General features: G+C 41.1%; 13 protein-coding genes. 4 read left to right on the forward strand and 9 right to left on the reverse strand.

Annotation, left to right across the window (positions count from 1 at the left end):
• Positions 1-2: 2 nt before the first annotated feature.
• From menC to ACN0T8_RS03000, 4 genes are read right to left on the reverse strand one after another with little or no spacing between them, the layout of a single operon-like run.
• A complete protein-coding gene (gene menC / locus ACN0T8_RS02985; protein WP_417879488.1) occupies positions 3-1,010 on the reverse strand; it encodes an o-succinylbenzoate synthase in 1,008 nt (335 codons plus the stop codon).
• Between the two features lie 26 nt (positions 1,011-1,036).
• Positions 1,037-1,846 (reverse strand): 2-succinyl-6-hydroxy-2,4-cyclohexadiene-1-carboxylate synthase, encoded by an 810-nt coding sequence (menH, locus tag ACN0T8_RS02990; RefSeq protein WP_417879169.1) that lies wholly within the window; start codon positions 1,844-1,846, stop codon positions 1,037-1,039.
• Positions 1,836-3,683: a 2-succinyl-5-enolpyruvyl-6-hydroxy-3-cyclohexene-1-carboxylic-acid synthase gene (gene menD, locus ACN0T8_RS02995; RefSeq protein WP_417879170.1), complete on the reverse strand. Its 1,848-nt coding sequence runs from the start codon at positions 3,681-3,683 to the stop codon at positions 1,836-1,838. Before menD ends, menH begins: the two co-directional genes overlap by 11 nt.
• Entirely contained in the window at positions 3,674-4,990 is a 1,317-nt protein-coding gene (locus ACN0T8_RS03000) for an isochorismate synthase (RefSeq protein ID WP_417879171.1), read from the reverse strand. Before ACN0T8_RS03000 ends, menD begins: the two co-directional genes overlap by 10 nt.
• Before the next feature lie 363 nt (positions 4,991-5,353).
• Between ACN0T8_RS03000 and ACN0T8_RS03005 the strand changes: the two genes are divergently transcribed.
• The 3 genes from ACN0T8_RS03005 (at position 5,354) to ACN0T8_RS03015 (ending at position 8,626) form a co-directional block, all read left to right on the forward strand.
• On the forward strand, positions 5,354-6,568 hold the full coding sequence (locus ACN0T8_RS03005) for a pyridoxal phosphate-dependent aminotransferase (RefSeq protein WP_417879172.1): 1,215 nt from the start codon (positions 5,354-5,356) through the stop codon (positions 6,566-6,568).
• Positions 6,569-6,646: 78 nt separating this feature from the next.
• Positions 6,647-7,240, forward strand: a complete 594-nt coding sequence (gene yfbR, locus ACN0T8_RS03010; protein ID WP_417879173.1) for a 5'-deoxynucleotidase — start codon at positions 6,647-6,649, stop codon at positions 7,238-7,240.
• Positions 7,241-7,276: 36 nt separating this feature from the next.
• A complete protein-coding gene (locus tag ACN0T8_RS03015; RefSeq protein ID WP_417879489.1) occupies positions 7,277-8,626 on the forward strand; it encodes an anti-phage deoxyguanosine triphosphatase in 1,350 nt (449 codons plus the stop codon).
• A 30-nt stretch (positions 8,627-8,656) separates the two neighbouring features.
• Here ACN0T8_RS03015 and ACN0T8_RS03020 read toward each other — a convergent pair whose 3' ends face one another.
• Positions 8,657-9,277, reverse strand: coding sequence for a tRNA-uridine aminocarboxypropyltransferase (locus tag ACN0T8_RS03020; protein WP_417879174.1), 621 nt, complete (start codon positions 9,275-9,277; stop codon positions 8,657-8,659).
• A 4-nt stretch (positions 9,278-9,281) separates the two neighbouring features.
• Between ACN0T8_RS03020 and rrtA the strand changes: the two genes are divergently transcribed.
• Positions 9,282-9,839 carry a rhombosortase gene (gene rrtA / locus ACN0T8_RS03025; RefSeq protein WP_417879175.1) on the forward strand — a complete coding sequence of 186 codons (558 nt, stop codon included), beginning with the start codon at positions 9,282-9,284 and terminating at the stop codon, positions 9,837-9,839.
• A 102-nt stretch (positions 9,840-9,941) separates the two neighbouring features.
• Here the strand turns inward: rrtA and ACN0T8_RS03030 are convergent, their stop codons facing one another.
• The 4 genes from ACN0T8_RS03030 to lon all read right to left on the reverse strand — a co-directional run bounded on the left by ACN0T8_RS03030 (position 9,942) and on the right by lon (position 15,401).
• Positions 9,942-10,235: a ComEA family DNA-binding protein gene (locus ACN0T8_RS03030; RefSeq protein ID WP_417879176.1), complete on the reverse strand. Its 294-nt coding sequence runs from the start codon at positions 10,233-10,235 to the stop codon at positions 9,942-9,944.
• Between the two features lie 237 nt (positions 10,236-10,472).
• On the reverse strand, positions 10,473-12,332 hold the full coding sequence (gene ppiD, locus ACN0T8_RS03035) for a peptidylprolyl isomerase (RefSeq protein ID WP_417879177.1): 1,860 nt from the start codon (positions 12,330-12,332) through the stop codon (positions 10,473-10,475).
• A gap of 202 nt (positions 12,333-12,534) precedes the next feature.
• The gene (locus tag ACN0T8_RS03040) at positions 12,535-12,807 is read right to left on the reverse strand and encodes an HU family DNA-binding protein (protein WP_417879178.1); all 273 of its coding nucleotides are present in this window, start codon (positions 12,805-12,807) and stop codon (positions 12,535-12,537) included.
• 242 nt (positions 12,808-13,049) lie between these two features.
• A complete protein-coding gene (lon, locus tag ACN0T8_RS03045) occupies positions 13,050-15,401 on the reverse strand; it encodes an endopeptidase La (RefSeq protein WP_417879179.1) in 2,352 nt (783 codons plus the stop codon).
• Positions 15,402-15,459: the final 58 nt, after the last annotated feature.

Below are 15,459 nucleotides of genomic sequence, written 5' to 3' on the forward strand. Positions count from 1 at the left end.
GATTAGTCGACAAAATGTTTAATCAAAGTCTGTTCAGTTAACGCTGAAACCGGCAGGTTGCTATCTGGCCAAGTGATTTCTAATTGGGCTTGAAAAAGCTGCAAAGTGTCTAAGCCAGGTGTTTGTTGCGGCGTTTTCCAAGCCGACAATCTTGCCAATTGAGTTAAGCCAATCGTCGACTCAATACTCGAGCTTATCACCGCTTGTAATCCATTCTGCTGTGCAAAATCAATCAAAGACAAGCAGCGTTCTACAGAGCCAATCAAGGTGGGTTTAATCACAATCGCTTCAATATGATTTCCTAGTAAAGAAGGTAGCTCGAAATCATTGAAATCCGCTTGTTGAATGGTTTCATCCCAAGCAATGTTGATATCAGTTTGCTGAGCAAAGTCTCGGCTTAATTCTGGGGTTTTACATGGCTCTTCAAGGAAAGTGATACGCTCACGATATTCAGGCGAAACATACTGAGCAAACTTAAGCGCTTTCTCTAAGGTCCAGCTACGATTCGCATCAAGACGTAATTGTAAATCAGGGATCGATTCTAAAAACAAATTGACTAACATACCGTCGCGAATTGGCTCATATAAACCCACTTTTACTTTAGCAACTTTTTGGCGACCATCTTTCGCCATGCTTTCAAACACTGGGATTAATTCGTCAGGATCGCCACTGCATAAAGGTGCGGCGCGGTATTCTCCCGGCTGAGGAAGTAAACCATCAAGCTCACATTGTGCCATCGATAGTGCAAAAGCAGCACTTGGGCTCATCGTATTCCAATCATGCCATTCACCGCTGTGCTGCCAAGCTTGAAGTGCTTCAATCAACTCAGATTCTACTTGCTGTAAACTTTCTTGGCTAAAACCCGGTAACGGCGCACATTCTCCATAAGCCATGTTGCCGCCTTGGGTAAGCTCGACAATGTAGCCTTCTCTTTGTAATAAGCGTTGATCGCGGACGATCACGCCGCTGTCCATTGGTAAATGATAGCGATACAGTTTCGCAGTGCGAATTTGAGGTTTGACAATAGACATGAGAATTACTTTAGTTGGTTAATAAAATCAGAGATTAATGCAGCAAATTCGGCCGGTTGTTCATGATGAACATTGTGACCGGCTTGTGGGACAGATTTAAATTGCAAGCCACTTTGCTCCGCCAATGTTTTAAATTTTTGGTCTTGTTCTCCGCAAATATACAGCAACGGGATGGAGAGTTGCTTTAAGGTATCTAAAAGATAAGGCTGTTTTGATAGAGACGTAGCACGCAGCATGCAGCCTAATTGAGAACCTAGATTATCACTACGCAATTCAACTAACTCTTCTCGTTGATCAGGATTTAAAGACGCAAACACGCCTTGGTGATACCAATCAAACAACACATAATCGATCGCTTCTGTCGCAAAACGTTTTGACCAATGCTTATCATTTTCCCAGCGTAGTACTTTCTCTTCTTCAGTCTGCAGACCAAAGTTACCGCCTTCAAGAATTGCACCTTGAATATTGAGTCCTTCAAAGCATTTTTCTGCTAAGCCGTACATGGCAATACGTGCACCTAATGAATAGCCAACCAAAACCAGTGGCGTTGAGGCATCCATATTTTCTTTTTTTAGTTTGGCAAGAACCGTTAGTTGAACTTGGTGGCAAGCTTGTTGAAAATCTTCCACTTCACAATATTTACTCAAACCATGGCATGGGAGATCGACACGAATCGACTGGGAAATATTAAGGTGGGAAAAACAACCATCCCAATCTCGGCTAGACCCCAAAAAACCATGCAAAAAAACAGGGATTGCTTGCTGTTTTTCATCCCCGCTTCCTTCTTGATTGTCGACAATATGACTATAAAGCATGAGATTTTCCCGCCTGTTCGGTAGTGTTAAGTAATTCGATCATTTTAGATACGATAGATTTTATCTGTTGTGAAGCTTGTTCGGGCAGTGTTACCACTTCAACCAATAATGCTGAGCGAGTCTCACCTTGTTCAAAATTGACTAGGTATTGCTGCACGAGCTCAAGTAAAACCGACCATGAATTAGGCGCAGCATAATTAAGTTTAAACTGATGCGCTATATATTCAAATTGATAGCCGTGCGGCATTTGGTATAAAAATTGTTTCTGCTCAGTAGGGACTGGCAAGAGATCAAAAATCGCCCCACCATCATTATTAGTTACAATCACGACATGAGGTTGTGACACCGCCGTCAATAATGCTAATGAATTCAAATCGTAGAGCAGTGATGTGTCGCCTAGTAGAGTGAATAGTGGAATATTTTTCGAGCGCTGAACACCGGTCGCCGTCGCTACCAAACCATCGATACCAGAGGCGCCTCGATTGCTATAAACCTGAGTATATTCAATAGTCGATAACATATCCGCTAAACGCACAATTAAACTATTACCAATAAAGAGTTCAGCATTCACTAGTTGTGAAGTTAATTGAGATAAATTCAGTGCCAATTGGCATTCGGTTAACTGATAACCTTGTTGAATTTCAGCAGCGGCTTGCTCAACCAGCACTTTGGCCTGTTGTAGGTTATCTGCCCATCCCGCCATTGGGTTAGCCCCAGCTATTTGGTTAACAGAAGCGAGCAAAGCATTTTCAAGCATCGCCACACAATCACCTATTGCTGCAACGGTTCTTTGTTGTGGTAGTCGTTCAGGGTTAAACACGCTGATATTTGGCTCAAATACCCAATAATGGCATTGATGTTCTGTAACGGCTTGCTTTATAAATTGCCCAATACGCTTAGACACAAAACGCGCGCCAAACTGCAAAATACAATCGGCTTGTAATAATTGTTCAAAATAAGCCGGTTGTTGCAGCCATAAATCATAATGTGCCCATTCGCTACTAACACCAGATTGAGGATCAGCAAAAACGGGCCAACCTAATGTTTTCGCCCACTGTGAGACTTTTTGCGCTTCATCCAACGGCATTTTACCAATCAAGATAACCCCTTTTAAATTAGGAAGCTGATTGATGATTTCTTGTTGAATGCCATTGGTCAATTCAGAGACGTTGTAACTTGGATACAATTTAGCCAATTCTAAATAATGACTCTGCGAAGCCATCGCTTGTACTAAGTCTGATTGATATTGGTGTTTTTCTTGTTCGCTTTGAATATACAAAGGCTCTGGATATGGGCAGTTAATATGTAACGAGCCAGATACAGTATATTGATAAGCTAAAGCATGATTAATATCGCTCAGTGCTTGAATCAATTTCTGTGGCATAGGTTGATTTGGATCTCGGCTCGGACTAGCAAGTTCAACGCTTTTTCTCACATGCGAAGAAAAGATCCCTTTTTGCACGATCGCTTGATTCGCACCAACCCCGATTAAACTCTGTGGACGATCAGAAGTTAACAAAATAAGTTTTTCGCCAGTTAAACCAGACTCCGCTACGCTGGGCAATAAGTTCGCTACCGCCGTACCCGAAGTGACTATCACCGCGACAGGATCTTGAGTCGCCTTAGCTATCCCTAATGCTAAGAAACCCAACCCCCGCTCATCAAAATGGGTATGTATAGTCAGTTCTGAGCGTTGAGCAAGTTCTAAAGCTTCAAGGCTCAAAGGGGTTGAACGAGAGCCCGGCGCGATACATATATGTTTTACACCAGATTGAGCTAGCGTTTCTAAAATAGCCTGTGCCCAAATTCGATTTAATCCAGCTTGGCTCATACACATTCACCACGTTCATTTTCAATCGGATAATCGGTAATCAGGTTTAATAACGTGGCCGTTTTACGGTTTAACTCTTGCCATTCAAACTCAGCCTCAGAACCAGGAATAATACCCGCACCCGCGTAAAGTTTAACTGTATTATCCGCTAATAAAGCACTTCGAATGGAAACACAAAACTCTGCTTGGTGATGACCAAAATAACCTAACGAGCCACTATACCAACCACGAGTAAAAGGTTCATTCATACGAATAAAATTGAGGGATGCTTCACGTGGCAAGCCAGCAATCGCTGCGGTTGGCTGTAGAGCAGATAAAAGTTGAATACCTTTAGTTTCTAATGATAGTGAACCACTAATATGGCGTTTTAAATGCTGAACTTTACGCAATTGAATTAATTGCACTTCAGGGGGTAACACTATATTTTCGGTATACGGGCCTAAGCGTTCAATAATATCATTCACCACAATTTGATTTTCACGCTGATTTTTATCATCGTTCATCAACCAATCAGACAACTTTTTATCTTCAACAGGATCATCATTGCGTCCTACCGTGCCAGCTAACGCTTCGGTCTCAACTTGATTTCCAGAGCGGCGATATAAGCGCTCAGGTGTCGAACCAACAAAGCTCCGATTAGGTTCCAGTGAAACTAAAAAATGAAAACTATTATGGTTTTGTTCTCGGCTCGACTTTAGTAATTGAGCAGCACGAATAGGCTTAGGCAATTCAACCAAGGTTTTTCTAGCTAACACTACTTTTTCGAATTTTCGATCTTCAATGGCGGTTAATGCCTTATTTAAAATATGTTTCCACTCATCAAATTGAGGTGAAAAGTAAACTTGGCTTGATTGGGGTACAAGAGCTTCTATCGGTTGGTAGTCTGCTTTCAGTTGTTGCAAAGCCTCAATCGTCAATTCCATCTCTAGGCCAATATTGGCATTGAGTGTCCATTGAGCATCTTGACGAATTAATTCGATTCTAGGTAAGAAAAAATAGCTGGTAAGCGCAGGCGTGTTGGAATGCTCGCTATCGAAAGCTTTACCGCCCCACACTCTTTGTTGCTCAGTAAGAATAGAGTAAGCATCTAGAGGGTTGGTAAAACTATTCACTTTTTCTAAAGCAATGACTTCTTCACGCGCATCACGAGATTGCCAATAAAAGCGAGGGTATAAGGATTGCCCTTCTAGCCAATCGATAGCACTAAAGTTTTCGGGTAGATTAACTACTTGAGAGATACGGTTTTCACTCGAAACTTGCCCACGTCTAATTCGTTCAATTATTAGCTCAATCACTTGGGGTAATTCAGACAAGTCGACCTCTCATTTTGATTTCTACAACCTTGATGGTTAAGTATAGCTTTATGGTTGATTATTATCTTATATTTTGCCGCATACTCTATGGTTTCAATTGATGCAAATCAAGCAGTAAGCGACTTTCTCTCTACGTTTACCATTAAATAATCGGCGACTTGTCACCATTGAAGATAACTCGACATATCTCATCATAATTATTGTAAAAACTCGTCATTTTTAGAAAGGAAACCGATACTTTTTATTCAATAACCATCAAACTCGCACAAATATACTGCTTACAATCAATCTGGATATGGTTTGCCCTGAAAAAATAGTGTAACTTGATGGGTCATTAACATATTAATAAGTGGATATAAGGCTATGAACAACATCGAGATGTCATCAAAGCTCGATAATGTCTGTTACGACATTCGAGGGCCAATCCTAAAACATGCCAAACGCATGGAAGAGGAAGGGCAAAAGATTTTAAAACTGAATATTGGCAACCCTGCCCCATTTGGTTTTGACGCCCCTGATGAAATTCTTGTTGATGTCATTCGTAACCTACCGACGTCACAAGGCTATTGTGATTCGAAAGGGATTTATTCTGCCCGCAAAGCAGTCGTACAGCACTATCAAAAACTAGGCTTACGTGATCTAGAAGTGGAGGATGTGTATATCGGTAACGGTGCATCTGAGCTTATCGTGATGTCGATGCAGGCGTTGCTTAATAATGGCGATGAAATCTTAATCCCCGCACCTGACTACCCACTTTGGACTGCCGCAGCATCACTAGCTGGCGGTAACCCTGTTCACTATATTTGTGATGAGTCATCAGATTGGTATCCTGATCTTGATGACATAAAAAGCAAAATCACGCAACAAACACGCGGTATTGTGCTAATTAATCCAAACAACCCAACCGGTGCGGTATATAGCCGAGATTTCTTATTAGAAGTGGTTGAAATTGCCCGTCAGCATAACCTAATCATTTTTGCCGATGAAATTTACGACAAAGTGCTCTACGATGGCGCAATCCATACTTCGATTGCCTCACTTGCCGATGACGTATTAATGGCCACCTTTAATGGCTTATCGAAAGCCTACCGTGTATGTGGCTTCCGTGGCGGTTGGATGTTCTTAACCGGCCCGAAACATCTTGCTAAAGGTTATATAGATGGCTTAGATATGTTGGCTTCTATGCGTTTGTGTGCCAACGTACCCATGCAACATGCTATTCAAACCGCACTCGGTGGCTATCAAAGTATCAATGAACTTATTTTACCCGGTGGTCGTTTATTAGAGCAACGTAACCGTGCCTATGAGCTACTCACACAAATTCCTGGGATCACTTGTGTGAAGCCTAAAGGGGCCATGTATCTTTTCCCTAAAATTGATGTGAAGAAATTTAATATTAAAGATGATGCGAAGTTTGTGCTCGACTTTTTAATCCAAGAAAAAGTGTTATTAGTACAAGGAACTGGATTTAATTGGAAACAACCCGATCATTTCCGAATTGTTACTTTACCTCATGTAGAAGATCTTGAAATGGCAATTGGCCGACTTGAACGTTTCTTAACTACCTATTCTCAATAATTAACACGCAGGCTTCTCATCATGGGAAGCCTGTTTTGCATTCAAACTTAATTTACCCAATGTTCTCGGAAGTATCTCATGACCACACCTCAACCTAGTCATTTTTTCGCTCACCTTGCTCGCATGAAACTGATCCAACGTTGGCCTTTAATGCGCTCTATTTCAGCAGAAAATATTTCAGAGCATAGCCTTCAAGTGGCATTCGTTGGTCATGCCTTGGCGATCATTAAAAATAAAAAATTTGGCGGTAACGTAAACCCTGAGCGAATTGCATTACTCGGTATGTATCACGATACCAGTGAAGTGCTCACTGGCGATCTGCCGACTCCAGTCAAATACTACAACCCAGCGATAGCGAACGAATACAAAAAAATCGAACTCGCTGCAGAAAAAAAACTCGTTTCTATGTTACCGGAAGAGTTTCAACAAGATTTTGCCCCCTTCTTGATAAGCGAAGGCATTGATGCAGACGATAAAGCTATGGTAAAACAAGCTGATAGCTTATGTGCCTATTTAAAATGTTTGGAAGAACTCTCAGCGGGCAACCATGAATATGAGCTTGCAAAAAGCCGTTTAGAAACCACATTAAAAGAACGTGAAACCCCAGAAATGCGTTACTTTTTGGATGTATTTGCTCCGAGCTTTCAACTTACGCTCGATGAAATCAGTTAAGTAAGGTTTAACATCATGGATGATAATTCCAAAAAGATGACTAGCTCTATTGCTCCAATTAGTCAGCAAGAATGGCAAGCTCGCAATAATAATGAACAAAAATTAAGACGTAATGATCACCGTGATGTCTACCAACGAGATCGTGCTCGGGTACTACACTCGGCGGCATTTCGTCGTCTGCAAGCAAAAACTCAAGTTCATGGTACTGGCTTAAATGATTTTTACCGCACTCGATTAACTCACTCACTTGAAGTGTCACAAATTGGCAGTGGTATTCTCGAGCAGGTTAAACAAAAGCAGCCTGAATATAATAATTTACTACCTCCGGTAAGCTTAATTGAAACCTTATGTTTGGCGCATGATATTGGCCACCCACCTTTTGGTCATGGTGGCGAAGTAGCGCTCAATTATATGCTACGTAATCACGGTGGCTTTGAAGGCAATGCACAAACCTTTCGTATTATGACTCAATTAGAGCCCTACACTGAACATCACGGCATGAACTTAGCTAGGAGAACGCTACTCGGATTATTGAAGTACCCAGCGCTGATAAGCCAAGTACAAAGCAATCACCGACCAAAAGATGTGCCAACCCCAAGACAACTTAAAGCACAAGATTGGTTACCGGCAAAAGGCATCTACGATATCGATAGTCCATTTTTAGATTGGGTGCTGGCCCCATTATCTGAGCATGACAAAGTGTTATTAAGCACCAAACGTAGCCAACCTGAACCGAGTCCCTATAGCCATTATAAGACACGCTTTAAATCATTAGACTGCTCTATTATGGAATTAGCCGACGACATCGCATATGGCGTTCATGACTTAGAAGATGCCATTGTTTTGAACATGGTAAACCGTAAACAATGGCAAGAAGGTGCGGCGAGTAAACTTGCAGAGTGCGGTGATCAATGGTTTGAGAAAAACATCAACACTCTAAGTAATAAACTGTTCTCAGGCAAACACCATGAGCGTAAAGATGCGATTGGTGGCATTGTAAATGCGCTGCTTACCAGTATCGCCCTGAAACCAGTTTATTCCGAAACAGCTTTTGATGAGCCATTATTGAATGTTAATGCCTATTTAGATGCGCCGATGGCTTATGCATTAGACGTGTTTAAAAACTTTGTAAATCAATATGTGATTCATGTGCCGGAAGTTCAGCAATTTGAATATAAAGGGCAACAAATCATCATGGATATATTTGAAGCGCTCAATGCCGATCCTATGCGCTTATTACCAGAAGCCACCAAGCAAAAGTGGCAAGAAGCGGAACAAGATCACCAAGGTGGAACCCGAATTTTAGCCGACTATATTTCAGCAATGACTGATGGCTATGCACAAAAAGTTCATCAGCAGTTATTCTCGGCTCATGTGTCGTTTTAAAATTCTTCTTATTGAACTTAGGATTATGGTTTAAGGGTTGTAATTACGCTCAAAGACCCCTTCTGGCATTTGGGAAATCTGAAAATCGACCATATTGGTAAAAGCAGTAACTAATGGCGAGAAATCAACTTGCGGCTTGATAGCTGATAATGCATAAAAGCCAGCTTCAACGGTAGAAAGGTGCTGCTCTGTGGGTGCCTTTCTAATGCGGTAATTACCTTGCAAGTGATTCGGTAGCGCCACACACGGCAGTGAATGTAAGTTGCTCGAAAGTCGCCACATTTTATAGGCTTTCTTCCAGGTACCATCCAATAAAATCAAACATAAGCGTTTATTCTCAGCAGCAAGTTCAATGCATCTCAGAGCGACGCTGTCCAATGATTGACTATTGTCGTTTGGGTACAGAATTAGCGATTCCGTTTGCTCATCTTGTAGTAAAACGTTTAACTCTGAATGTTGCGAAAAGTCTTCACCAACCCAGATATCACAATGACTCAAGCTTAATTGCAGTATTTTTGCCGTGCCCACTGGCCTTTTAGATTCACTGGGATGTTGTAAGATCACTACTCGTACCGAGCAATCTATTGGTTTAATCCAATCACAAATACAGGCATTATTAGCCTTTCCACATTGTAAACAATATCGAGACATGGGAATGAGAGCGATCCTTTTACTTTTCAGCATTAGCGTACTAATGGGTCTATCCCAACTACCGAATTTACAAGGGTGGATGCAATGGGATCATAACGCCATTATGACGGGTCAATGGTGGCGGATCGTAACAGGAAACTTAACCCATACCAATCTCTATCACCTATCGATGAATGTACTGGGCTTATGGATTATCAACTTTATTTTTCGTGCTCACATCGAAGCGCGACAATTTTTACTGGTATTTATCGGTTTGTGTCTTAGCGTAGGTAGTCTACTTTTATTTACTTCAATGCAAATTTACGTTGGTTTATCGGGTGTGTTGCACGGCTTATTTGCATTTTATGCACTTGTTGAATATCGATTGGGTCGAAAAAGCAACGCGCTACTGTTAATCGGTTTAACTGCAAAGATTCTCTGGGAACAATGGTTCGGCTCAGCAACAGGCAGTGAAGCATTAATTGGTGCTAAAGTGGCCATTAATGCACATTTATTTGGCGCAATATCCGGTGCTGTACTTGCTGTTAGTATCAAACCTAAACAAGTAGAAGCAAATAAATAAAAGAGCCTCATTGCAATGAAAGGCTCTTAATTTAAGAGTCATAGATTAAACACTTCAAACAAAAGGGATCTAATCAGGCCGCATGCTCCAGCGATAAGAAGATTAAAGCAAAATCCGCTGTTTATTCTTCTCTACTGTGGTCTCACCAATTCCTTTTACTTGTGTTAACTCATCAAGCGACTTGAAGCTACCATTGGTTTTACGATATTCCACAATATCTTGAGCCTTTTTCTCACCAATGCCATTTAGCATAGTGGCAATTTCTTCTGCACTAGCGGTATTAATATTGACAGTGATCTCAATACCATCATGCGATGCTTCTGTATTCGCAAAAGCCATATTAGACACACTACCAACCGACAACAACATAACAAGACATAAACGTAATAACATCATTTGTTCTCTCCTTTTCGAGTACTAAAAGAAAAAGAGTAAATGAAACTAGAATGTCAGTCTGTCTTAAAAATGGACATGGGACTCATCACCAAATTGCAGATTACTCACAAACATATTAATTACATATTTAAGTGAGCTATAAATTTCAATGAGCTAACTATTAAGGACAGCCCCAAAAGAAAAAAGGCCACCTTAAGGCAGCCTTTATGGATATTATTCAATACCAATCAATATAGATTATTGCTCTTCAAAAGCATGATATTCCACTGATGTTGATTGACGTAGTGAATTTAAGATCATTTCTAAATCTTGTTGGTTATTCATACGTAGTAACTGAGAACCAATTTGTTGCTCAAACTGAGCATCGCTACTTGTTGTTACTTTATTTAGCTTAATAATCACAACATTACCTTGATCATCTTTAGTTTGGCCGTATGTCGCTGAGCCATCTTCAGGATGCGGCAAAGCAAATACGTCTTGAGCCAATGGTGAACGACGGTCAATATTCTGCTCATCAGCAAAACTTAATTGATTATCAGTTAACACACTCTCATCGCCTTTTTGTAATGATGTCACCACTTTAGAAGCTAAATCGAGGGCATTCTGCTCACCTTTAGTTGCAAGCAAATGTGCACTGACTTGATCTTTTACTTCTTCAAAAGGCAATAATGTTTCATCACGCACTTCATTAACACGCACGACAATGACATGTTCAGGCGCAATCTCTAACACGTCAGAATTCATGCCTTCTTTCTTAACATCAGCACTTTCTAATGCTTGAGCAACAGCAGGTACTTTTAAGACTTCAGGCGCATCGGCTTGAGAAATAAAATCTGTCGTTTGTATCTTCTGGCCAACAACCTTCGCTGATTCGTCTAATGAATCTGGAGATTCAAAAGCAACCGATTCTAGTTCAGTTTGAAGTTTGTAAAATTGATCAACGGCTTTTTCATCAAGCAACTCTGATTTTATTTCAGTAGCAACTTCTGAATACGGCTTAGCTTCTGGTGGATGTTCATCTTCTAGTTGAATGATGTGGTAACCAAAATCCGATTTCACGACATCTGAAATATCACCTTTCTCTGCTAAGGAAAACGCAGCTTCTTCAAATGCAGGATCCATCACGCCCTTTTCAATCCAACCTAAATCACCACCTTGTTTAGCGCTGCCAACATCTTCAGAGTTTTCTTTTGCAACGGTTGCAAAATCTTCACCGGCTTTCAATTTCGCTAATATCTCGTCCGCTTTTACTTGATCATCTTTAATCAAGATATGACGTACTTTACGCTGTTCTTTGGTTGAGTATTTATTTAGGTGTTCTTGATAGTAAGCTTGAGCATCTTCATCCGTCACTTGGATTGATTTTTTCAATTGCTCTGCAGACAGTTCAACATAAGCCACTTTCATCTGCTCAGGACGTTCGAAGTTATCTGAATGCATCTTATAGTACGATTGCAGCTCTTCATCGGTCACTTGTGCTTTATTCGCAAAATCACTTACGTTAAGAGTAATAGTTTGAATATCACGTGTTTGGGTTAGTAGTTTTGATTGCTGCTCAACTTCATTGTCCAGTGTAAATTCACTGTTTTGAACCGCTGATATCACTTGGTTTTTCAAAAGGTCTTTACGTAAATATTCCGCAAAGCTATCAGCACTAAAACCAGCGCGACGTAATGTAGCGGCATAGATATCTTGGTCAAACTTGCCATTACTTTGAAATTCCGGCATCGTCAAAATTAGTTGGCTAACTTGGTCATCGCTGACACGTAAGCCTAAAGACTGTGCATATTGCTCAAGTAGTACATCGTTGATCATGCGATCAAGTACGCTTTTACGGAAAGTTTGTACGTATTGCTGATCACCCATCAAAGTAGAGAAATAATCTCCCATTTGTGATTGCATGCGGTTACGTTCATTTTGATACGCTTGCTCAAAGGCACCACGGTCAATAGTAGTGTTGCCAACTTTTGCAGCGGTAGTGCTACCACCACCCACTAAGTAGCTGCCCACACCAGCAAATACAAAAGAAAGGATAATTAAAACAAGTATAATTTTAACTGCTATACCATTTACGCCTTCGCGTAGTCGATCCATCATAGTCTGACTGCTCTCTAAATACTGTCGGTTACCAATTACAGCGTCTTACGACTCTATACTTGATAGAATAAAATATGTGTCGATGATATCAGAAAAAGAAAAGCGCACCAGTAAGATGCGCTTTTTGATAAACAAAGATTGAGGTTCGACGTAAAAACCTCAAGAATTTTCGCCAAAAAGGGAAAAGACTTATTGGGACAAATTAGTTACACGCGTCTTTTAGTGCTTTGCCTGCTTTGAACGCTGGTACTTTTGCTTCAGCAATTTGGATCACATCACCAGTTTTAGGGTTACGACCTGTGCGAGCTGCACGAGTACGAACGCTAAAAGTACCAAAGCCAACTAGGGCAACTTGATCTTCTGATTTTAGTGTTTCCGTTACAGTTTCGATAAATGCATCTAATGCACGGCCTGCAGCTGCTTTAGAGATATCTGCGTCGCCTGCAATTTTTTCGATTAGTTGAGTTTTATTCACTTGTTGTTCCCCTTTTAACTATTAATGACATAAGCATTAATAGCAGTCGTTCCAATAAAAATTGTCGTTGTCGTAAAGATACAAATTAGACTGGCCTTTATTTAATTAGCTTTTAAGAGCCTTACGCTCTAATAACCCTTGGCTCAGGTCTATCGAAACTTAACTTAGCCTTGAAAAAAAACGCTGACAAGTATTTTCTGTCTTGTCAGCGTCAATCTTTTAACTAAACTTGTTGAATATCACTAGTTTGTGACCTCAATCACACAACCTGTAGGCTCATTTTCTAGTGCTAACGGTAAAACTTCGTCTAACCATTGTACTGGTCGAACATTTAAGTCACCAATAACATTCGCCGGGATGTCTTCTAAATCACGCTCATTCTCTTTGGGAATAATGACCGTTTTGATTCCACCACGATGTGCTGCCAATAGTTTTTCTTTCAAACCACCGATAGGAAGTACTTCACCACGTAGCGTAATTTCACCTGTCATCGCGACATCGGCTCGAACCGGATTCCCCGTTAAACTCGAAACTAATGCAGTACACATTGCGATACCGGCACTCGGACCATCTTTCGGAGTTGCGCCTTCTGGTACGTGAACATGAATATCACGCTTTTCGTAGAAATCAGTGTTAATACCCAGCTTTTCTGCACGAGAGCGAACTACCGTCATGGCTGCTTGGATAGACTCTTGCATCACATCACCCAGTGAACCGGTATAAGTTAATTTACCTTTGCCTATCATGGATTGTGTTTCAATTGTCAGTAAATCACCGCCCACTTCAGTCCAAGCAAGACCTGTCACTTGACCAACACGGTTACTTTCATCTGCTTTACCATAATCACAACGTTGCACCCCTAGATACTCTTTCAAATTATCCATAGTGACAGTTACTGATTTTAACTCACTATTTAATAATATATTTTTAACCGCTTTACGGCATATCTTAGAGATTTCACGCTCAAGACTACGGACACCTGCTTCGCGCGTGTAGTAGCGGATAATACCGATAATCGCTGAATCTTCGATCACAATCTCGTGAGGCTTCAGACCGTTGCGCTCAATTTGCTTTTCAACTAAATGACTTTTAGCAATGTTAAGTTTTTCATCTTCGGTATAACCCGACAAACGAATCACTTCCATTCGATCTAATAATGGACCTGGAATATTCATTGAGTTCGACGTCGCAACAAACATCACATCAGAAAGATCGAAATCGACCTCTAAGTAATGATCGTTAAATGAGTTGTTCTGCTCAGGGTCAAGCACTTCTAACAATGCTGATGATGGATCACCACGCATATCTGACGCCATTTTATCGATCTCATCCAAGAGGAATAATGGATTTTTCACGCCCACTTTCGACATTTTTTGAATCAGTTTACCTGGCATGGAACCGATATAAGTACGGCGGTGACCACGGATTTCCGCTTCATCACGCACACCACCTAGCGCCATACGAGTGTATTTACGCCCCGTAGCAGCAGCAATTGAGCGACCAAGAGAGGTTTTACCTACACCTGGAGGTCCAACTAGGCACAGAATCGGCCCTTTAAGCTTGTTGATACGGTTTTGTACCGCTAAGTACTCAAGAATACGTTCTTTCACCCGCTCTAGACCGTAGTGGTCTTCATTAAGCACTTCTTCAGCCTTCGCTAAATTCTTTTTCACTTTAGAGCGTTTCGCCCAAGGTACACCAACCATCCAGTCGATATAACCACGAACCACGGTTGCTTCTGCCGACATCGGCGACATCATTTTCAACTTTTGTAGCTCTTGCTCCGTTTTTTCACGAGCTTCTTTTGGCATTTTAGCGTCTTCGATTTTCTTTTGCAGAGCTTCGAATTCATCTGGAGCATCGTCCATGTCGCCAAGTTCTTTTTGAATGGCTTTCATTTGCTCATTCAAATAGTACTCACGCTGGGATTTCTCCATCTGCTTTTTAACACGGCCACGAATGCGTTTTTCGACTTGTAGCAAGTCAATTTCTGACTCCATCATACCCATTAAAAACTCTAGGCGCTCAATGACATCGGTGATTTCAAGCACACGTTGTTTATCATTGAGCTTTAATGGCATGTGAGCGGCGATGGTATCTGCAAGACGCGCAGCTTCATCAATACCATTAAGCGAAGTCAGCACCTCTGGTGGGATCTTTTTATTTAGCTTGATAAAACCTTCAAATTGATTAATTGCGCTACGAACAATCACTTCTTGTTCACGATCATCAATGTCAGGGGTTGATAAATATTCAGCATCGGCAGTGAAGAACTCTTCATTAGAAAAAGCATGCACTTTGGCACGCTGCTGCCCTTCAACCAATACTTTTACCGTACCATCCGGCAATTTCAATAACTGCAAAATAGTGGCAACTGTACCTGTTGAAAATAAATCATCGATGTTGGGTTCATCGGTTTCCGCATCTTTTTGTGCCACCAACAAAACTTGCTTATTGGTATCCATTGCGTTTTCTAAACATTGAATCGACTTTTCACGGCCAACAAAAAGTGGAATGACCATGTGTGGGTAAACCACAACATCACGTAAGGGTAATACGGGAATCTCGATACGCTCGGAACGCTCCAAGTTCATATTATTCTCTCTATTCCGTTTGCACATTCATTGAAAAGTATATGGGGGCTATCTTGCT

It is taken from the genome of Vibrio sp., from assembly GCF_048266485.1.
GTDB lineage: Bacteria > Pseudomonadota > Gammaproteobacteria > Enterobacterales > Vibrionaceae > Vibrio.

What these genes read in the sequence shown, in the direction of transcription:
- menH (WP_417879169.1), bottom strand. Translation starts at nt 1,846, where the DNA reads ATGCTTTATAGTCATATTGTCGACAATCAAGAAGGAAGCGGGGATGAA.
- menD (WP_417879170.1), bottom strand. Translation starts at nt 3,683, where the DNA reads ATGTGTATGAGCCAAGCTGGATTAAATCGAATTTGGGCACAGGCTATT.
- ACN0T8_RS03005 (WP_417879172.1), top strand. Translation starts at nt 5,354, where the DNA reads ATGAACAACATCGAGATGTCATCAAAGCTCGATAATGTCTGTTACGAC.
- yfbR (WP_417879173.1), top strand. Translation starts at nt 6,647, where the DNA reads ATGACCACACCTCAACCTAGTCATTTTTTCGCTCACCTTGCTCGCATG.
- ACN0T8_RS03015 (WP_417879489.1), top strand. Translation starts at nt 7,277, where the DNA reads ATGACTAGCTCTATTGCTCCAATTAGTCAGCAAGAATGGCAAGCTCGC.
- ACN0T8_RS03020 (WP_417879174.1), bottom strand. Translation starts at nt 9,277, where the DNA reads ATGTCTCGATATTGTTTACAATGTGGAAAGGCTAATAATGCCTGTATT.
- rrtA (WP_417879175.1), top strand. Translation starts at nt 9,282, where the DNA reads ATGAGAGCGATCCTTTTACTTTTCAGCATTAGCGTACTAATGGGTCTA.
- ACN0T8_RS03030 (WP_417879176.1), bottom strand. Translation starts at nt 10,235, where the DNA reads ATGATGTTATTACGTTTATGTCTTGTTATGTTGTTGTCGGTTGGTAGT.
- ppiD (WP_417879177.1), bottom strand. Translation starts at nt 12,332, where the DNA reads ATGATGGATCGACTACGCGAAGGCGTAAATGGTATAGCAGTTAAAATT.
- lon (WP_417879179.1), bottom strand. Translation starts at nt 15,401, where the DNA reads ATGAACTTGGAGCGTTCCGAGCGTATCGAGATTCCCGTATTACCCTTA.